Origin of the sequence: Flavisolibacter ginsengisoli DSM 18119, from assembly GCF_900129295.1 — a bacterium.
GTDB lineage: Bacteria > Bacteroidota > Bacteroidia > Chitinophagales > Chitinophagaceae > Flavisolibacter > Flavisolibacter ginsengisoli.
Genome location: NZ_FQUU01000005.1, coordinates 73683 through 93410 on the forward strand (window position 1 = coordinate 73683; position 19728 = coordinate 93410).

Sequence of the window (19728 nt, forward strand, 5' to 3'; positions counted from 1 at the left end):
ATTTGTAAAATGAATGACATGAGTGAAGATCTAAAGGAAATAGGTGATCACCAGGAACCAGGGGATTTCAGCAAAAGCATCATTTATTATTGTTATGATGCTTATTGTGGCTGGTGTTATGGATTCAGCAAGGGAATGACACAGATAGCTACTGAATATAAAGACGTGTTTGATTTCGAGGTGCTTTCCGGAGGTATGATATTCGAAGAAAAGCCAAGGCATATCAGTGCTATCGCGCCGTTTATTCAAAAAGCCTATAAGAATGTAGAAGAATTGACAGGAATAAAATTCGGAGAAGATTTCCTCTGGCACATCTTTCATGCTGATGAAAGTGACTGGTATCCCGAATCAACATTGCCGGCTATTGCATTATGCATTTTCAAAGAATATTTTCCCGAAAAGGCAGTATTCATCGCCAGTGATATTCAATATGCATTGAACTATGAAGGCAGAGACCTGACAGACAAGGAAGCCTACCGTCACCTGGTACAGAAATATGGCATCCCTGAGGAGGAATTTTATACAAAGCTGCAAAGCGAGGAATACAAAGAGAAGGCCTATTACGAATTTGCATTAGTGAAGCAATTGCAGGTTACAGGTTTTCCCTGCGTATTGATGCAGGTGAGTGATTCAAAATTCTACTTGCTGGCACAGGGTTATACTGATCATGAAACCTTGAAGCAAAGGATAGAAAATGTCCGGCAGGAATTACAGGCGGCCAGCTAATTCTTTTATCCTGCCAGGTCATATGATTGCCTGATCCATTTGATCAGTTGTGGAGTGATGTCGGCACTGCTTTCTAACTTGATTCTATGCGTACACATAGCGTTCCAGCTTCCCGCTGCTTCCAGTTTACCCGAAGCAGGTGTGTCCTTTAACATCAGTCCTACATCCAGTCTTGTTTTGGTGGAAGGCTGCAGGATGGCAAACTGCTTTTTTCTTCTCACACTCACGTATGCTTTTTTAGGCGCCAGCTCCACATCCGGACCAAATTGATGAATCTCTTTTATCAATATGTCATATAATTCCTTCAGCGCTTCTTTGCCTTTATATTGTTCTGTTACCAATTCATCATCTGCGGAAGAGGCAGCACCAGTTTCCTTTGCTTGATGCACCACCATATTGGCATAGCCATGCCCTATGCCATACTTATCTTTTAGCATTGCTACCAGTTCCCCGTGCTTTTCCAGGCCACTGTTATTTACAATGCTTTTCCACTCGTTAATACTCTTCCCGGTTTTTTCCTCCAGGTTCTTTACCTGGCTATCAACGGCTTTTTTAATGGATTCTGTTGACATGATATGAATGGTTGAAGTGTGTATTAATGCTGTGCTATGCTGTGCAGGGCAATCCTGTTTCCTTCAGAGTCAATAAAGACTGCCATGTGCCCATGCTCAGGAGAGATCTCTGTTTTTGGAACAATTATTTTCCCACCAGCTGCTTCCACTTTGTCCAGGATTCTTTGCACATCTGGATTGGCGTTAAAGTATATCAAAGGGCCATCAGTTGCAGATGGCTTATAAAACTCAGCCGATTTGCATAAGGCTCCGCCAACGCCTGTTTGTGTATCACCTATCGGGAACATCCGCATTTGCAAATGGGGAAGATCATTGGATACCAGGGAAACACCAAGGATAGCTTCGTAAAACTTCTGCGCCCTGTCAATATCTGTAGCTGGTATTTCAAACCAGCTTATAGCATTCTTAAAGATCATAGCAGTAGTGTTTCAATAAAGTTAGAGAGGAATGAAGGTAAAATGTAAAATTCAAAAGGAAAATGAAGAAAGGAAAACCTAAGGCTCTGAAATCTTCGCCACAAGCGTTTCATCCCCGGCAAACCATTTTTACATTTACATTTTACATTTTTAATTGCCCCACCTGTTGGCCCTGTTGGCAGCCCTGGCTGCTGCTGTTCCAAAATTGCGCAGGTTGTAGGTAAAAGTCAGCATGAAATACTGCTGCAGCACCTGGTTTTGCACATCCTGGATATATTCACTGGTAACGTCACGTGTAATGCTCCTGTTTTGCTTGAGCAGGTCAAACACACTCAGCTTCAACTCTCCCTTCTGATTTTTCAGGATCTTCTTGCCCCCACTCATATTCCAGAGCCAGTAGTCCTGGTTGAAGCCTGCACTCAGTCCACTGTAATATTGGTTGTTCAGATCATTCTGGAAGAACCAGCCAGATTTTGATAACAGGTTCAACTGCAGTCCTGCCACATGCTGGAAGTAATGGTCATTGGAAGCAGGTTGCAACTGGTTTTTTACGTTATTGAAATTGGCTGAATAAGATACAGTGAAATCAACATACTGGCTTACGTTACTGGCGATAACAGCACCGGCCGTATAGGTAGTATTATCTGTTTCATTCTGCAATCCATTAATAATACCCGGCAACTTGCTGAACGTAACCCCTCCATTCAGGTTGAAATTTGATTTAATGAACTTCATGGGCACAGCAAAAGTGAGGAAGGAACGTAGGCTTCTGTATCCATCCAGGTTGACAGGCTTACTCAATCTGTATGCACCACTGATCTTTTCACCATTGATAACAGTATCTCTTGAATTATAAGAGGCATTGGCAATATAATCCTGTGCGGTCTGGTAAAAGATATTACCCACTAGCAACAATCCTTTTGCCGGATCTGTAAATGTATAGCGCCCACTTACGGTATGCATATACTGCTGGTTCAGGTCAGGATTCCCCAGCGTATACACAGGCGCATTGGTGGGGTCCAGCACATCCTGTAATTGTGTGACAGAAGGCTGGTTCACGTTGGCCCTGTAAAAAAGCCTTATGCTGCTTTTTGGGGAAAGCTTGTAGCGGATCATGGCATTGGGTAATATGTTATCAAAGCTCTTATCCACCCTGGCCACTATGGGTAATATACGCTCGCTGTTCAGGTTTGTATGCTGGTAATTCACACCAAAAGAAATTTGCCTGTCCCTGTCACCCAGCCGGTAGGAAACACCTGCATTCTGTGCCCTGGTGCGGGTTTCAAAATCATTGGAAAAGTTGTTCAGGAACACTGAATATTTATTATCAGCCGGATCCAGGGCATAGGTTTGCTGGTTTGATTTGCTTGTAGCATAACTGGGATTGTAGTTGAATTGCAACTGTGACTTAGTGCCCAGTGGCTCGGTATAGGCAAGGTTGGTAGATAGCTGCATGCCATTGCTTGCCTGGTTGGCAAAACGATTGGATGTAGTGTCTTCCCCGGCTCCATTATTATCAAGGTATTGCGAGAAGGTTTGTACGTATGTCTCTCCATCCCTCTTGTTAGAAGAAGTATTCAGGTTAACAGAAAAGGTCCTGCCTTTTTTAGCAAAGGAATGGCGGTACAAAATATTGTTGTTTAGGTTATTACCAGAGCGCGTACTGTTGGTAATATTCTGATTGATATTTATGGAACCAGATCCCTGGGGAAAGAAATGAGTAAGGCTACTGACATTCCTGTCAGAATTATTATCCTGGAAACTCAGGTTTGGTGTAATAATCAACTGATTATTGGAGTCTATTTTGTATTCCATCCTGAGATTAATCCTATGGTTGGTATTCCGACTTCCTGCTATTGTCGTATCCGATACATCACTAATGTCATCAGGCTTTCCGGTTATATATTGTGTGTTAGCAATTTCGTTCGTGTTATTATTGGTATGGTTGTAAAAATAACTTCCCGTGGTCGTTATTTTTTTGCCCCAAAGGTCACTATAGTTGACACCAAAGGCATTGGTCTTGTTGATGCCATTTTGCTGTCCTACCAGGAAATTACTGCTGTTGCCAAAATTGCCTGAAAAGCCTCCTCCACCACCACCGCCGCGATTGCCACCTCCCTGGGGCCTGCCCCCGCCACCGCGGTTGCCACCACCGCCCCCGCGTTGCGAGTTGCTGGTAACACCTAAAAGATCCTGTTGTGAAAAGTTCTGCTGGTTAGTATTATTAAAATTGCCAACCAGTGATATACGCCGGTTATCTTTCAATATGGTGGCATTTCCACCAGCTGAATAATGAGCATCCGTACCATAGCCGGCATACACCCTTCCAAACTGACCATTACGCATATTGGCCTTGGTAACAATGTTTATCGATTTATTGGTATTGCCATCATCAAAGCCTGTAAACTGGGCCTGGTCACTCAGCCTGTCGAAGATCTGGATCTTGTCAATGATCTCTGCCGGGAGGTTGCGCAAAGCTGCCGTGGCATCATCTCCAAACAGTTCACGGCCATCAATAGTTACTTTTTGCACGTTCTCGCCCTGTGCTTTCACCTGTCCATTTTCAATGGTGATCCCGGGCACTTTCTTTACAAGGTCTTCCCCGCTGGCATCAGGATTTACCTTAAACTGGTCTGCGCTGATCTGCAATGTATCTCCTTTCTGCACGGCTACAGGGGGCTTAGAAGTAATAATAACAGTGGCCAACTCCTGCGATGAGCCTGGTACTAAATTCACAGTTACGCTTATATCTGAACTATCCAGGCGTATATTCCTGGTTACGGTATTAAAACCAACAAAAGATATGGATAGTTGAAAACTGTCAGGTGTTAATTCGGAAAATATAAAAGCGCCTGTTGAATCAGACAACTGTGTCTTTAATATCAATGAATTGGTAGCGCTTTTGAGCTTTACCGTGGCACCCTGCAAAGGCACCTTTCGTTGCTGGTCTACTACTGTTCCCTGTATTTTGAGCGTTTGGGCATTGAGGGCGGAAAGGATTAAAAAAAGAACTCCTGACAACAACATTCTTCTGTTCATGATACTGGTTTAAGGGCTATTCCGGTACAAAGTTGGTAAAAACCATGCCCCCCTATCTGGAATTCAGGTTAATTAATGCTAATAAATCGGTTTATATTGCAGCCCCAAAAATTTCGTATATGGAGTATAACAGAATAGTAGCCGTAACTGGCATGCCGGGCTTATTTGAAGTGGTAAGTAGTAAATCTGATGGCGCCATTGTGCGGTCTTTGGAAGATCAGAGCACTAAATTCGTTTCATCCAGAGTGCACAACCTTTCACACCTGGAAAGCATTGAAGTATATACTGTAAGAGATAACGTACAGTTGGCTGATATATTTACTGCCATGAAAGCCAGTGATGCTGCCATGCCAGATGTAAAAGATAATAAAGCATTGAAATCATACTTTGAAAAAGTATATCCTGATCTTGATTTCGATCGTGTATACAGCAGCGACATGAAGAAGATGATCAAGTGGTATGAAGTAATAGAGAACAACAAAATAGATTATACACGTAAGGAAGAAGCTCCTGAAGAGGAAAACGCAGAAGTGCCAGTACAGGAAGAAGTAGCTGCCGTATCTGAAGCAGTTGCTGAAAAGCCGGCTAAAACAAAGGCTAAAGCAAAAACTGCCACTCCTAAAGCTGAGGCAGAACCTGCTGGTGAAGAAACAGAAAAGCCTAAAAGAACACGTAAGAAAAAGTCAGAGGAATAATTATTGCCTTTGCCATATAGCATGGCAAAAATTACAATATTCCACCATTAATGGTTTCATGGAACGGGTGTCAGAACCTGTTCCTTTGATTCACCCTACCTGTTAAATTAAACCAATATGGAAGAGCAAGAGATCAGTTATTCAGCCCAGATAACCAGTGTGCCCCGCAATTATTTACCAGCCAACTTTAAAGTAACTGACTGGGCTACGTTGGAGCCTTATTTTAAAGAATTGCTGGAGCGTCCTATCCCTTCAAAGAAAGCATTGGAAGACTGGTTGATGGATATGAGCGAGGTGGAAGCTGTTATTGGCGAGGATGCAGCATGGAGACAGATCCGCATGACCTGCGATACTGAAAATAAAGAGCTGGAAGATGCCTTTACGTATTTCGTAATGGAGATCCAGCCAAAGATCCAGCCTTTTGCTGATAAGCTCAATCGTAAGCTGGTAGAAAATGAGTATACTTCACAGTTAGATGCAGAAGGCTATAAGGTTTACCTCAGGAATGTAAAAAAGAACATAGAGCTTTTCAGGGAAAAGAATATTCCGCTGCAGGCTGAGATATCAGTGCTGGCACAACAATACGGTGTTATATCCGGCAAGATGAGCATAGAAATGCAGGGAAGAGAGTATACACTGCAGCAGGCCAGCAAGTTCCTGGAAAATCCTGAGCGCTCCATTCGTGAAGAAGTATACAGAAAAATACAGGAAAGAAGATTACTGGATAAGGATAAGCTCAATGACATGTTCACTACGCTGGTGCAAAAACGCGACCAGGTAGCGAAAAATGCAGGCTTTGAAAATTACCGCGATTATAAATTCGAAGACCTTGGCAGGTTTGATTATACCAAAGAAGATTGCTTCCAGTTTCATGAAGCCGTAAGAACACAAATGCTTCCACTGGTAGATTTCGTTTATGACAGGAAGCGCCAGAAACTGGGACTTGATTCACTACGCCCATGGGATACCGATGCAGAACCCGAAGGTGTAAAGCCCTTGACGCCTTTTGTAAATGGAGAAGAGCTGGTAAATAAGACCATAGCCTGTTTCAACCAGATGCATCCCTTTTTCGGAGAATGTCTTACAAAGATGAAAGAGATGGGAAGACTGGACCTGGACAGCAGGAAAGGAAAGGCACCAGGCGGTTACAATTGCCCGTTGCCTGAAACGGGAGCACCATTTATATTCATGAATGCTGCAGGCCAGATGAGTGATGTCACCACCATGGTGCATGAAGGTGGCCATGCCATCCACTCATTCCTCACGCATAACTTACCCCTTACAGCTTTCAAAGAATATCCGATGGAAATAGCAGAAGTGGCCAGTATGACCATGGAGCTATTCAGTATGGATTACTGGGATGTATTTTTTGACAATAAAGAAGACCTGAAAAGGGCAAAGCAGCAACAACTGGAAAGGGTGCTTACCATCTTCCCATGGATAGCAACGATCGATAAATTCCAGCACTGGGTTTATGAAAATCCACAGCATACCCTGGAGGAAAGAGCAGAAAGCTGGAGAACAATATTAAACCAATACACATCTGTTGCCCTGGATGTTACCGGCCTTGAAGAATACCGTAAGTATTCCTGGCAACGCCAGCTGCACCTGTATGAAGTGCCTTTTTATTATATCGAATATGGCATTGCTCAACTAGGTGCTATTGGACTGTGGAAGCAATTTAAAGAAGATAAGAACAAGGCTATTGATCATTATATCACTGCACTCAAACTGGGGGGAACGCGTACCTTGCCTGAGCTATACAAGGCTGCTGGCTTGAAGTTCAGTTTTGCTCCTGATTATATTAGTGAGCTGATGTTATTCGTGCAGAATGAAATGGAAAAGATCACGCACCATTCCTAAAAACAATAGAACTACATTATAACAAAAAGGGGTCCTTATCAGGGGCCTCTCTTTGTTATAAAGCTACAAGCTCCTGTATCATTTATTATTACAATCCTTGCAGGTGCCATGGATCACCACCTGTACATTGTCGGCAATATAACCTTCAGGAAGATCTATTTTGGGAGAGACAACATCATCAAGGCAAATGGTCCGGTCACATTGTGAGCAGACAAAGTGTACATGGTCATCATGGTGATGCCCTTCTGCGCAGTCCTTGCATAATGCATAGAGCACAGAATTATCTGCCGTAGGTATGGTGTGAACGATACCTTTTTCAACAAAGGTTTGGAGTGTGCGGTAAATCGTTACCCTGTCAAACTTTTCGCCTGCCTTTTTCTCAATATCCCCGTGCGCCATAGCATCAGGCGTGCTGAGGAAAAGCGTCAGGATCTTTCTGCGGCTATCAGTAACACTTAGGTTCTTACGTCTTAATATTTCGTTTAAACGACTATTGGTAGATTTGTTTTCGGCCTGGGCCATTTGTTTATTCTTTCAAAAGTTTGGAAATATCCACTTCCATTTCTTTTACTTCTGAAGGCTTTATGCCATCGTAGATCTTAACAACATCTCCTTTCTTATTAATTAAAGCTATGAATTGTGTGTGTAAAAAATCATCATTAATATCCTGCACAAAGTTTTTGGGGTCGTCAATCTTATAACTATGCCTTGCTGCACTGTACAGGCTGTCCTTTCTTCCTGTCAGGAATATCCATGTTTTATTGTCAACTCCCATGGAGTCTGAATATCTTTTCAATACCGAAGCAGAATCTCTTTCCGGATCTGAAGTATGGGAAACAATGATGAAATCGGGGTTATTCTTATACTGCTCATACACAGGCTTCAGGTTATTGTTCATTTTGGGACAAACTGACTTGCAGGTTGTGAAAAAGAAGTTCACCACTGCTACTTTGCCCGCGAGGTCCTTTTCCGTTGTGTATCCCCCATCCTGGTTAATAAACGCAAAGGGTTTTACAGTACTGATGGGCGGCAACTTGGGCTTCATAAAACCAGGAATGGAATAGGATATGAATCCAAAAAAACCAATGACCAGCACAGCAAAGAATACAATGTAAAAAATCATCCTTTTTGACATAACCAGGGGTATTGCAGCAAAGGTAGACATCAGTGCCTACAGGGAATATGGATTAACAGGATTTTGATCCCCCTCTCAGGCTATTGCTCTTCCATAATACAATAGCATTACTGTATATTTATTGCTGCCCAAAAAAGCATGTATGAGATTAAAATTGTTGTTTACTGCTATTTTATTTGTTTCGGCATCTATCAGCCAGGCGCAGTCAAAGGACGAGCAGCAGATCAGGAATTTATTGCAAACGCAGGTGGAAGCCTGGAACCGTGGCGACCTGGAAGCATTCATGCAAACCTATTGGAAAAGCGATTCCCTGATGTTTATCGGCAAGAATGGCATTAAATGGGGGTGGAATGAAACACTTGCCAACTATAAAAAAGGATATCCCGATACGGCGGCTATGGGCAAGCTTTCATTTAACATCATCCAGGTAAAGCGCTTATCTGTGATGTATTGCTATGTGGTGGGCAAATGGATGTTAACAAGAAGTATTGGCGATATTAGTGGTCACTACGACCTGCTGCTGCGGAAAATTAAAGGCAGATGGGTGATCATTTCTGATCATAGCTCGTGAGCGTACAGGAGAATTATTATACAACAGGACAACTAAGGCTTACAACAAAGGATTTCCTTTTTTCCAAAGTCGGTAGAAATACATCAGTAGGAAAATAAAGGACGTTATGGCCACTATATAGAAAACTATATTATACCATTTTATACCATTATGGGTAATGCCCAGGTCAAAGAACAATCCCGCCGTAAACATGCTCAATAACCAAAGCAGACCATAGGAAAACGAGTTGATGATCTTTTTGAAAAAGCGTTTTATTTCAGGGTCAATCCCCTGGTTGTATTCATCCATAGTTCTTGCTTAAGAAGGCAAGTTAAGCAAACCATGGTTGCATGGAATGATGAAGATCATGAAACAAATACCAGGCAAATCCTATGGCACCAGTAACAATCTGAATTCGGCAGAGTCTCCATTGAACACATTAAAGTCCACCCTTGATAAAATACCGTTTACCCTGCCTTTTTCGCTGTGCTGCCAGAAGGTCCATTGCCTTTTGATGCGGGGCTGGTGGGGCTGCAGGTAGTGAGCCACCCACAATGGATATTCATCAAAATACCCATCCAGGTTCTTTTCATAAAAGTCTATATAAGTATAAATGATGGGGCGCACGCCATAATACGCTTCGGCAGCATCCAGCCATTCCTTCATTTGTTCTCTCACCTGTGCCGGCGAAGCTCCAAAGGTCTGCTCCACATCCAGCACAGGTGGCAGGTCGCCGCTCTCCAGCTTCACATGATTGATAAAATTATTGGCCTGCGTCTTTCCATCTTTAGTAGCAATAAAGAAGTGGTAGGCTCCCCTGGTAATGCCTGCTTCCTTAGCCTTCTTCCAGTTGCGCTTAAAATAACTGTCATAATTACCGTTGCCTTCAGTAGCCTTCATGAAAGCAAAACCCAGTTTTATATGCTGCACCTGCATGTCCTTTACGGCCTCCCAGGCTATCTTCTGCTGGTATTTGGAAACATCAATCCCGTGTATCTCGTATTCATAAGGAATGGGGATTCCGAACTCGGGGTAAGTGATAAACTTCAGTTCTTCCGTCTTGTACCACAGGTAGCCCAGGTACAGGAGAAAGCAGCCGGCAGAAACAATGGAGATGAAAATAATAGGCCCCAAATAACGGTTACGTGATTTTTTTCTGCTTGCCACTTTGCAATGTTAGGAAGTTTCCCTTGTCAACAACAACCGTTTATAAGCAATTAAACATTCTTTTACTACTTATAGGCCTTTAGTTGCAATGAATTAGATTCATAAGTGAAACCGTCCTGGATAAAGGTTCCTCCTTATTTCCTTCCTTTCTGTTCTATAGCTTCTTCCTATCAACGCCCTATCAACAGTATAGGAACAGTATAGATACTGCGTGGTGATCACGCAGTATCTATACTGCAGCTATAACTTAGGTAGGGGGCAGATAGGGAGTAGCCAGGCAGAAAAAGGCAGAAAGACCGGTATTAGGGTTGAACCTACTAGGCTGAAAAAGAAAGATTGGTATATAGGCATTATTCATAATTCACGAGTAAATTGCACCATGCCGCAGTTTAACTGGAATGATAGTGTGAATTTTCTTACTAAAATAACACCCCGTCGTGCGCTGAATGGGTTGAAAGTGGTGAGCAGCTATCATCTCAGTAAATGGCTGAAGAAAAGCATCCAGTGGGGGTATCCTATCTCTATTTCTTTTGAGCCAACTACTTCCTGCAACCTTCGATGCCCGGAGTGCCCAAGTGGACTGAGGGCTTTTTCAAGGCCTACAGGCATGTTGAAGAAGGACTTTTTCCGTGAGACCATCGACCAGATGTATAAGGAGCTGACCTACCTGGTATTTTATTTCCAGGGAGAGCCCTACCTGAACCCGGATTTCCTGGACATGGTGCAGTATGCCACGCAAAAGAAGATCTACACCGCCACATCCACCAATGCCCACTACCTGAATGATAAAAATGCCAAAAGAACGGTGGAGAGTGGGCTGGACCGCCTGATCATCTCCATAGATGGTACCACGCAGGATACCTACCAGCAATACCGGGTAGGCGGAAAACTGGACAAAGTACTGGAGGGAGCGGCCAACATTGTGAAATGGAAAAAGGAATTGCGCAGCAAGACACCTTTTATAATTTTCCAGTTCCTGGTAGTGCGGCACAATGAACACCAGATAGAAGAAGTACACCGTTTGGCAAAGGAAATTGGAGTGGACCAGGTACGCCTGAAAACGGCGCAGGTCTATGATTATGAGAATGATCCTAACCAACTGATTCCCACCATACAGAAATACAGCCGCTACAAAAAGGATAAAAGCGGTAAAATGGCGTTCAAAGGCAATAATGCCAACCATTGCTGGCGGCTTTGGCACGATCCGGTTATTACCTGGGATGGATCTGTGGTGCCCTGCTGCTTTGACAAGGATGCCAAACATAAGTTGGGTGATCTAAGCCAGCAAAGCTTTAAAGAGCTTTGGCACAATAAGAACTACCGTCATTTCCGCAGCCAGGTGCTTCAGAGCCGTAAGAATATTGATATATGTGCCAATTGCTCTGAAGGCGTGAAGGTGTGGGGTTAAGTAAAAGGTAGCAAGGAATCACATCATTGTTACATAATAATATTATTTGTATCATTACTTGTGGGTATAGAAAAAGACATACACCAGGAAAAGTTTTCCAGTGCCCGTCATAAAGCGCTGATAAACCTGCTATATACCTATGGCTGGGCCATTGAGAAGATCAAGGAAAACCTGGCCCGCTTTGATGTAACCCACCAGCAGTTCAACATTCTTCGGATATTAAGAGGCAGTCATCCTAAACCGTTGTCAACCCTTCAAATTCGGGAGCGCATGCTGGATAAAATGAGTGATACCAGCCGTATTGTGGACCGCCTGGTAGCAAAAGACCTGGTGAAAAAAACTACCTGCACTGCCGACAAACGCCTGGTAGATGTGGTGATTACCGAAAAAGGTCAGAAGCTATTAAAGAGAGTGGATGCTGAAACAGACAGCATTTCAAACATCATGGGCAAGCTTTCGGAAAAGGATGCTGAAATGCTTACTACTATTTTAGACAAGCTTCGGGGTTCCGAAGACGAATGACCTTTTTGTTGATTCTATTGAGTTTGAGGTGCCTGATTCATCATTTTATTAGGTGGTTTTTGCTGGTCATGCTGCCGATCAAATACATGGTATGGTCTACAATCCTTACACTTTAATCTTTCTTTGAGAGTTGTTGTTTTAAATTTTTATACTTTTCGGCTGTCATATCATTATAATGAAGAACCTTTTAGCCACCACCACCCTTTTACTAGCCATTTTATATTCTTTTGGACAGGCTCAGCCACCCAAGTATGAGTTTCGCGGCGTTTGGATAGCCACGGTTGATAATATCGACTGGCCCAAAAAGGGGCAGTATGATGTAGATAGCCAGAAGGCGGATTTTATACGCCAGTTGGATATGCACGTGCGCAATGGTATGAATGCGGTTATAGTGCAGGTGCGCCCAGCCACTGATGCCTTCTACCCTTCTCCTTATGAACCATGGAGCCAGTGGTTGACAGGTGTGCAGGGTAAACCCCCGGTGCCTTTTTATGATCCTTTGCAGTTTATGATTGAAGAATCGCACAAGCGTGGGCTCGAGTTTCATGCCTGGCTCAATCCTTACAGGGCCAATTTTTCTATTGGCAAGGCTTCTATAGCCCCTGCCCATATTACAAGGTTACACCCGGAGTGGTTCCTAAATTATGGTGGTACCACCTATTTTGACCCGGGAAATAAAGAAGGACAGCAATGGGTGGAGAATGTGATCAGGGATATTGTAAGCCGTTATGATATTGATGCTGTTCACATGGATGATTACTTCTACCCTTATAGAATTGCCGGCAGGGAATTTCCGGATGCAGCTTCCTATGCCAAAGACCCCCGGGGATTAAACAAAGAAGATTGGAGAAGAAGCAATGTTGATTCCATCATAAGTAAGCTGGCGTTTATCATTAAGGATACCAAGCCATGGGTAAAGTTTGGCATTTCACCTTTTGGGGTTTGGCGCAACCAGGATAAGGATACTATGGGTAGCCCTACAAAAGCCGGCCAAACCAACTACGATGACCTGTATGCCGACATCTTATTATGGCTGCAGAAGGGTTGGATAGATTACGTAGCCCCACAGCTATACTGGGAAATGGGTCATAAGCTGGTAGCTTATGAAACACTGATAGACTGGTGGAGCAAGCATACTTATGGCCGCCATATGTATATTGGCCAGGGCGTTTACAGGGCACTGGAGAAGAGCCCTTCCAGCCGGGCCTGGAAAAACCCTAATGAGTTGCCTAACCAGATCAAATTATTAAGAACCTATCCTACCATCCAGGGAAGTGCATATTTCAGCAGCACCACGTTTCAGTCAAATCCAAATGGATGGTCTGACAGCCTGCGTAATAATTATTATAGCACACCTGCCCTGGTACCTCCCATGGAATGGCTACCGCCCAATCCAAACAGGGGTATTGCTACCTTGCCTTCAGTTATGCCTTCAGCAACAGAGATCCCAATGGATATAAAAAAACCAACAAAGGGGAAGCCTTAGCATAAACCTGGATAAGATAAAAATATAAGTAAAGGCCTGTATGTATTACAGGCTTTTGCTTTTCAGCTTGGCCCTTATCCTTGTTGCTGCGTAATTGTTTGATCAGGAGTTACCTGCCTGCCTTCATGGCAAAAGAAATTGATCGCTTCTATGATTTCTTCTTCTGATTTATCCTGTGTATTGGTTAGGGGGATGTTCAGTGTGTAGATCAAAGCATGATCTGCGGAATAGTACCTGAAGACCAGCACAAAATTATCCTGGTAGCTACCTGTAGCTGTTTTTTCCTGCACAGTGGCATTATAAAATAATTTCCAGCCTGTTATAAGCTTGCCTGCATAAAAGAATCCTGTTTTATTGATCCTGATGATGATTGTATTGCGCTGGCCTTTGGCAATGGCTACCGCGCCGGGGACCAGGAACAGGCAAATAGCCGTGAGGTAATTGGACCAACCATAATCCCCATAACTCATAGACACAACAAAAACGGCAAGCAGGGCAACCCCTATAATGTAATTGGTGGTTTTGGAGTCTTTTACTAAAAAGTCCTGTTCAATATCCAGGGTAGATTCTGCCATGATATAAATGACCTGGGTTGTATTTACTTTTTATAAGCTTGTGTCGAAAGATAGCTGTTGAACAAATTAAATGCAAGTTCGGGTAATGTATATAAAGTGAAATTTGAAAGCTATTTGTCCTTGTACAGTGCCCAGATATGTAAATAGCAAAGATATTTTCCATTTTACTTTGTAATACAAAGTGTATCTATTAGCTTTGTGTTACAAAGTACTTTTAAGCCTTAGGCTTATTATCATTAAAAAATTAAAATATGCTTACACAAAACAAAAGATTGGCTGGCATTGTACTAACAATAGCCATCCTGTTGCTGATTCCGTTCATAGCCATGCAATTCACCAATGAAGTCAATTGGTCGGTTTCTGATTTTATGGTGGCAGGTGTGCTATTACTTGGTACAGGTCTTTTATGTGAACTGGTAATGAGGAAGGTTAAAAATATAAAGACCAGGCTTGCCATATGTGGAGTCATACTGCTTGCGCTTTTAATCATATGGATTGAACTGGCTGTAGGTATTTTCGGATCACCATTTGCAGGATCATGAGAACGCAAACCATTTTACTATCCATGGGAAGCTTGATAGCATGGGCGATAGTAGCCACTATAGGTGTATTGAATTATTCCTGGTTCACCCTGTTCCCGGTATTGTATTCCTCATCCTTTCTATGCTTTACTTTCCGCCTGCAGCTATTTTTTTACAAAGGCTATTTGGAACCGCAATTCCTTTCCTTGTAAAGATCATTCTGTTCATAATAATTCTCTGGTTCACTTTGGGCATCAGTGACCTTGGAGATATGATAGATAAACTTAGTAGATAGTTTACTACGGCAATACCTTGAACATTTCATTTGAGTATTGACTTTGAAGGCTGTATTGGCTTTAATATAATTCTTAACCTCTCTTTACCCCTGGCCACCATCTTATGGAACTGTTAATATCTCCACAGTAGGTTGCTTTATCTAATGATTTCCCCTTTAATATAGGCACCGTCTATGATAACATCATAAAAATCGATTTCATCGATAAGCATTTCTGCCGACATTTGCCACTCGAAAAAAGAAACTAAGAATATGAAGAATGTAGTATTATCGATTGGGTCGGCCTTCCCGGAGTTTAATAAAAAGGCTGTAGTATCTATTGAAAAAGGAAAGGAATTTTATGACCTGTCCTATGAAGAGATCAAAAACAGTGGTAAATGGATGGTGATGTTCTGGTGGCCAAAAGATTTCACTTTTGTATGTCCTACAGAGATCGCTGAGTTCAATAACCATTTCCAGGATTTTGAAGACCGTGAGGCGGTATTGATCGGTGCATCAACAGATAGTGAATTTGTACATGCTGCTTGGAGAAGAGATCATGAAGACCTGCGCAACCTGAAGTTTCCTATGCTTGCAGATACCAGCAAGTCACTGGCCAATGAACTGGGTATACTTGAAACAGAAGAGAAGATAGCTTACAGGGCTACGTTCATTGTAGATCCTCAAGGTATCATTCGTTGGGTTTCTCTTTACGACCTTAATGTTGGACGTAACGTAAAAGAAGTATTACGTGTACTGGATGCTTTACAAACAGACGAACTTTGTCCTTGTAACTGGCAGAAAGGTGAAGCTACCCTGGTAGCTTAATAACTAACGTCATGGTGTAGACTGGAAGATTTTCAATACTGCACCGTGACGTTCTTTTTTTATCAATCATAAAAGGAAGAAAATGTTTGGAATAGCATCAACTACAGATAATGCGCTGGCTTTATTAACAGAGATAGGGTTAACAGAGGAAAATATAACCGGCCAGTTGCGTGTGCTGGCGCAAACTGATTCGAGGTATTTAAAGGACCTTAAGATCAATGTGACCAATTCACTGAATGCAGGCACGTTTACAAAAAAGGAAGCTTATCTCCTTGCCTATGCTGTTGCCGTAAATGAGAAGAATGAAGTATTGCAAAAAGCTTTTGGTGCTTTTGCAGAAAAGGAAGGGGCTTCTGATAAAGAATTGGCTGAAATAATCAGTTGCACCAGTTTGCTCAATGCAAACAATGTATATTATCGCTTTCGCCATTTCATGCACGATGAGTTTTACAACAACACTCAGGCAGGCATTAGAATGAGTATAATGGCTAATCCTTTATTAGGAAAAGAATTTTTTGAACTGGTGAGCCTGGCTGTTAGTGCCTTGAATGGCTGTGAACTTTGTGTTACTTCTCACGAAAAAACATTGATAGGGCATGGTACTGCCAAACAAAGGATACACGATGCCATCAGGCTGACAGCGGTGATCAAAAGCCTTGCTGTATTGCTTTAATCCTGGTAGCCTAACTGATCTGTTAAAAGCTATAAAGTATAAACTTTATAGCTTTTTTTATGAGTGGGCAGTCTTAGTATCTTTGACCACTCAATATTGGAATATAAAAATCAATCATTGGGTTCAACAATTGTATAAAACTATAAACTGAAAATATGCCTGGATTTGAATTGTGGAGTGATGCAGAAAGAAAAGAAGTGAACGATGTATTGGAAACGGGAATATTAATGCGCTATGGCTTTGATGGGGCGCGCAAAGGAATGTGGAAAGCTAAGGAACTGGAGGCAGCCCTATGCTCCAGGTTTGGCAGCAAGTACGCACAGTTGCTATCCAGCGGTACAGCTGCATTGACCACTGCGCTTGCAGCCCTTGGCGTAGGAGCTGGCGATGAGGTAATCATGCCTGCCTTCACCTTTGTTGCTTCTTTCGAGGCTGTATTAAGTGTAGGTGCCATACCGGTGCTGGTTGATATTGATGAAACACTAACACTCAGTCCTGAAGCGGTTCGTCATGCTATCACTGAAAGGACCAAATGCATCATGCCTGTACATATGTGTGGCAGCATGGCTGACCTGGATGCACTGCAGGCCATTTGTAAAGAGCATAATTTATTATTACTTGAAGATGCCTGCCAGAGTATAGGTGGTACCTACAAGGGAAAAAGCCTGGGCACTATTGGAGATGCCGGCACATTTTCTTTTGACTTCGTCAAAACAATGACTTGTGGAGAAGGGGGTGTGGTGCTTACAAACAATAAAGAAGTTTACAACAACTGTGATGGGTATACCGATCATGGACATGATCATAAAGGTGTTGACCGGGGCGCAGACCTTCATCCTTTTCTAGGCTATAACTATCGTATTTCAGAATTGCATGCAGCTGTTGGACTGGCGCAGGTAAGAAGAGTTGATGAGTTCCTGGCCATACAGAAAAGAAATCATGCTGCCCTTAAAGAAATTCTTTCCCAGGTTCCGGAAGTCTCCTTCCGTGCAGTACCAGATCCAGAAGGTGATAGCTGCACCTTTATCAGCTGGTTCCTGCCAAATGAAGAATTGACCCGCGCTGTAGTAAATGAATTCAAGGCCAGGGGCATATTAGGAGGGAATTTTTACTGGTTCGATAATAACTGGCACTACATCCGTAAATGGGACCATTTGAAAAGCGCTACTTCACTTAACCGTTTGCATAAAGACCAGGTAGCTGCATTGGAACACCTGGCTCTAAAGGATTTTTCTTTAAGCGACGCGGTGATGAATCGTTGTATATCTACTTCCATCAGCTTATTATGGACAGAAGAGCAGGTGAAAGAAAAAGGAATAAAGATGCTGGAGGCGCTAAAAGATGCACTTAAAAAGAACCTTGAGAAAGCCTGATTATTATAGACCGATAATAGGTTACCTAGTTATAAAGCTGTAGTGATACAGCTTTTTTTATTGCTTTCCCTGGTAACCGCTATTAGGTTTTCTTTCAAGGCGGTCAACATATTCTTTGGAACCCAGCCTGAAGAAGACAGGCATGGCAGTAAATTTTTGTACCTGTAATTCTTTTTTACAAAAGAAAGAGAGATGGTTTGTGTAGAAGTTTGGGGGCAATACTTTTAATGATATTTTTTTATCACACGTATCCATATATCCCCTGGAAACCGCTTGGGAAGCGGATTTGGTGGATTTTAACACCATTAGCACCAACAAAACAATTACTATCCGGGCCATGGATTGTTATTTGCAGTAAATTTACGGCTTGATTTTTGTGAACCCGGCAAATTTTTTTTGCCACAGACGAAACTGATAATGAGCATTAGCCAAAGTTTACAACAGAAACTATTACAAAAGCTATCACCCCAGCAGATCCAGTTAATGAAGCTGCTGCAGGTGCCTACCGCTATACTTGACGAAAGAATAAAGGAGGAATTGGAAGAGAACCCGGCATTGGAATTATCTGACGAAGCCCATGATGACTTTGAAGATGCACAGGATGAGTTCAAGGAGTCGCCGGAAGAAGAATATGAAGAATCGTCTAATGAGGAACAATATGAGAATATTGATATCTCGGATTATGTGCAGGAAGGAGATGATGATATAGCAGATTATAAGATGAGAGATGATAATTATGGTGAGCAGGAAGAAAAGACCACCATGCCCTATAAGGTAGAGACCAGCTTTTATGAAGTGCTGGAGGCCCAGCTCGGGATGCTCAACCTGGATGAAAGGGAATTTCGCATCACTGAGCAGATCATTGGTAGCATTGATGAAGATGGATACCTGAGAAGGGAAACTTCTGCCATTGTGGATGACCTGGCTTTTCGCCAAAATATAGTGACCTCAGATGCAGAAGTGGAAGGGTTGATCAAACGCATTCAGCAATTTGACCCTCCGGGTGTATGTGCCCGCAACTTACAGGAATGTCTCCTCTTACAGTTAATCAGGCAAAAAGCCGAGGGTAAGGAAGTGGATGTCGCCATTATGGCTGTAACCCGTTATTTTGATGAGTTCACCAAGAAGCATTACGAAAAGATACAAAGGGGACTGAATCTGAGTGACGAGGAATTAAAGGAAGTGATGATACAGATCACCAGGCTGAATCCAAAGCCAGGTGGCAACATGGGTGAAATGAATAAGGCAGAGAACTATGTGGTTCCTGATTTCTTTATTACCAATGCCGGTAACAAGCTCGAGCTTACCCTTAATTCAAAGAATGCTCCTGAGTTACGCATCAGCGAAGGCTACCGCGATATGCTGAAAGAATATGACAGGGGAGCGAAAAAGGATCGCCGCCAAAAAGAAGCGGTACTGTTTATCAAGCAAAAGATAGATGCAGCTAAATGGTTCATTGACGCCATTAAGCAAAGGCAACATACACTGATCAGTACCATGACAGCGATAATGAACCACCAGCATGAGTTTTTCCTTACAGGAGATGAGACCACCCTTAAACCAATGATCCTGAAAGATATTGCTGAAAGAACCGGGCTGGATATATCCACTGTAAGCCGGGTGGCCAACAGTAAGTTTGTGCAGACTGAATTTGGAACCTACAGGTTAAAATTCTTCTTCAGTGAGTCGTTGACAACGGATACAGGCGAAGAAGTGTCTACACGCGAGGTGAAAAAAATACTGAGTGACCTTATAGAAAATGAACATAAGAAAAAGCCATTGAGTGATGAACGCCTGACCGAAATGTTGCAGGAAAAGGGCTATAATATTGCCCGCCGGACGGTGGCTAAGTACAGGGAACAGTTGAATATTCCGGTGGCCAGGCTGCGAAAAGAGCTGTAAAAG

General features: G+C 42.7%; 22 protein-coding genes. 13 read left to right on the forward strand and 9 right to left on the reverse strand.

Annotated elements, in window-relative coordinates:
* Positions 1-18: 18 nt before the first annotated feature.
* Positions 19-726 carry a DsbA family protein gene (locus BUA53_RS07600; protein WP_072834920.1) on the forward strand — a complete coding sequence of 236 codons (708 nt, stop codon included), beginning with the start codon at positions 19-21 and terminating at the stop codon, positions 724-726.
* A gap of 5 nt (positions 727-731) precedes the next feature.
* On the opposite strand, the gene BUA53_RS07605 is transcribed toward BUA53_RS07600, so the two are convergent.
* From BUA53_RS07605 to BUA53_RS07615, 3 genes are all read right to left on the reverse strand, one after another.
* A complete protein-coding gene (locus BUA53_RS07605) occupies positions 732-1298 on the reverse strand; it encodes a DUF4287 domain-containing protein (protein WP_084079887.1) in 567 nt (188 codons plus the stop codon).
* A 23-nt stretch (positions 1299-1321) separates the two neighbouring features.
* Entirely contained in the window at positions 1322-1714 is a 393-nt protein-coding gene (locus BUA53_RS07610) for a VOC family protein (RefSeq protein WP_072834770.1), read from the reverse strand.
* A 150-nt stretch (positions 1715-1864) separates the two neighbouring features.
* Positions 1865-4753, reverse strand: coding sequence for a TonB-dependent receptor domain-containing protein (locus tag BUA53_RS07615; protein ID WP_072834771.1), 2889 nt, complete (start codon positions 4751-4753; stop codon positions 1865-1867).
* Between the two features lie 119 nt (positions 4754-4872).
* On the opposite strand from BUA53_RS07615, the gene BUA53_RS07620 reads away from it, so the two are divergent.
* Both BUA53_RS07620 and BUA53_RS07625 read left to right on the forward strand, forming a co-directional pair.
* Entirely contained in the window at positions 4873-5448 is a 576-nt protein-coding gene (locus tag BUA53_RS07620; RefSeq protein ID WP_072834922.1) for a DUF5606 family protein, read from the forward strand.
* Between the two features lie 117 nt (positions 5449-5565).
* Positions 5566-7311: a M3 family oligoendopeptidase gene (locus BUA53_RS07625; RefSeq protein WP_072834772.1), complete on the forward strand. Its 1746-nt coding sequence runs from the start codon at positions 5566-5568 to the stop codon at positions 7309-7311.
* Between the two features lie 78 nt (positions 7312-7389).
* Here BUA53_RS07625 and BUA53_RS07630 read toward each other — a convergent pair whose 3' ends face one another.
* Entirely contained in the window at positions 7390-7833 is a 444-nt protein-coding gene (locus BUA53_RS07630) for a Fur family transcriptional regulator (protein WP_072834773.1), read from the reverse strand.
* A 4-nt stretch (positions 7834-7837) separates the two neighbouring features.
* Positions 7838-8446: an SCO family protein gene (locus BUA53_RS07635; protein ID WP_072834923.1), complete on the reverse strand. Its 609-nt coding sequence runs from the start codon at positions 8444-8446 to the stop codon at positions 7838-7840.
* A 142-nt stretch (positions 8447-8588) separates the two neighbouring features.
* Here BUA53_RS07635 and BUA53_RS07640 point away from each other — a divergent pair, with 142 nt between their 5' ends.
* Positions 8589-9017: a YybH family protein gene (locus tag BUA53_RS07640; RefSeq protein WP_072834774.1), complete on the forward strand. Its 429-nt coding sequence runs from the start codon at positions 8589-8591 to the stop codon at positions 9015-9017.
* A gap of 39 nt (positions 9018-9056) precedes the next feature.
* On the opposite strand, the gene BUA53_RS07645 is transcribed toward BUA53_RS07640, so the two are convergent.
* Entirely contained in the window at positions 9057-9305 is a 249-nt protein-coding gene (locus BUA53_RS07645) for a hypothetical protein (RefSeq protein WP_072834775.1), read from the reverse strand.
* A gap of 81 nt (positions 9306-9386) precedes the next feature.
* Positions 9387-10163, reverse strand: coding sequence for a glycoside hydrolase family 25 protein (locus BUA53_RS07650; protein ID WP_072834776.1), 777 nt, complete (start codon positions 10161-10163; stop codon positions 9387-9389).
* Positions 10164-10542: 379 nt separating this feature from the next.
* On the opposite strand from BUA53_RS07650, the gene BUA53_RS07655 reads away from it, so the two are divergent.
* The 3 genes from BUA53_RS07655 (at position 10543) to BUA53_RS07665 (ending at position 13579) form a co-directional block, all read left to right on the forward strand.
* On the forward strand, positions 10543-11571 hold the full coding sequence (locus tag BUA53_RS07655; RefSeq protein ID WP_072834924.1) for an SPASM domain-containing protein: 1029 nt from the start codon (positions 10543-10545) through the stop codon (positions 11569-11571).
* A gap of 60 nt (positions 11572-11631) precedes the next feature.
* Positions 11632-12093 (forward strand): MarR family winged helix-turn-helix transcriptional regulator, encoded by a 462-nt coding sequence (locus BUA53_RS07660; RefSeq protein WP_072834777.1) that lies wholly within the window; start codon positions 11632-11634, stop codon positions 12091-12093.
* Positions 12094-12268: 175 nt separating this feature from the next.
* Positions 12269-13579 carry a glycoside hydrolase family 10-like protein gene (locus tag BUA53_RS07665; RefSeq protein ID WP_072834778.1) on the forward strand — a complete coding sequence of 437 codons (1311 nt, stop codon included), beginning with the start codon at positions 12269-12271 and terminating at the stop codon, positions 13577-13579.
* Positions 13580-13653: 74 nt separating this feature from the next.
* Here BUA53_RS07665 and BUA53_RS07670 read toward each other — a convergent pair whose 3' ends face one another.
* Entirely contained in the window at positions 13654-14154 is a 501-nt protein-coding gene (locus BUA53_RS07670; protein WP_072834779.1) for a hypothetical protein, read from the reverse strand.
* Positions 14155-14405: 251 nt separating this feature from the next.
* On the opposite strand from BUA53_RS07670, the gene BUA53_RS07675 reads away from it, so the two are divergent.
* The 5 genes from BUA53_RS07675 to BUA53_RS07695 all read left to right on the forward strand — a co-directional run bounded on the left by BUA53_RS07675 (position 14406) and on the right by BUA53_RS07695 (position 17823).
* On the forward strand, positions 14406-14696 hold the full coding sequence (locus BUA53_RS07675) for a hypothetical protein (RefSeq protein WP_072834780.1): 291 nt from the start codon (positions 14406-14408) through the stop codon (positions 14694-14696).
* A complete protein-coding gene (locus BUA53_RS07680) occupies positions 14693-14887 on the forward strand; it encodes a hypothetical protein (RefSeq protein ID WP_217652954.1) in 195 nt (64 codons plus the stop codon). Before BUA53_RS07675 ends, BUA53_RS07680 begins: the two co-directional genes overlap by 4 nt.
* A gap of 335 nt (positions 14888-15222) precedes the next feature.
* Positions 15223-15777 (forward strand): peroxiredoxin, encoded by a 555-nt coding sequence (locus BUA53_RS07685; RefSeq protein ID WP_072834781.1) that lies wholly within the window; start codon positions 15223-15225, stop codon positions 15775-15777.
* A gap of 82 nt (positions 15778-15859) precedes the next feature.
* Positions 15860-16450, forward strand: a complete 591-nt coding sequence (locus BUA53_RS07690; RefSeq protein ID WP_072834782.1) for a carboxymuconolactone decarboxylase family protein — start codon at positions 15860-15862, stop codon at positions 16448-16450.
* Between the two features lie 155 nt (positions 16451-16605).
* Positions 16606-17823: a DegT/DnrJ/EryC1/StrS family aminotransferase gene (locus BUA53_RS07695; protein WP_072834783.1), complete on the forward strand. Its 1218-nt coding sequence runs from the start codon at positions 16606-16608 to the stop codon at positions 17821-17823.
* Positions 17824-17880: 57 nt separating this feature from the next.
* Here BUA53_RS07695 and BUA53_RS07700 read toward each other — a convergent pair whose 3' ends face one another.
* On the reverse strand, positions 17881-18162 hold the full coding sequence (locus BUA53_RS07700) for a hypothetical protein (RefSeq protein WP_072834784.1): 282 nt from the start codon (positions 18160-18162) through the stop codon (positions 17881-17883).
* 78 nt (positions 18163-18240) lie between these two features.
* Between BUA53_RS07700 and rpoN the strand changes: the two genes are divergently transcribed.
* Complete coding sequence (gene rpoN, locus BUA53_RS07705) at positions 18241-19725, forward strand: RNA polymerase factor sigma-54 (protein WP_072834925.1); 1485 nt, start codon at positions 18241-18243, stop codon at positions 19723-19725.
* Positions 19726-19728 lie beyond the last annotated feature (3 nt).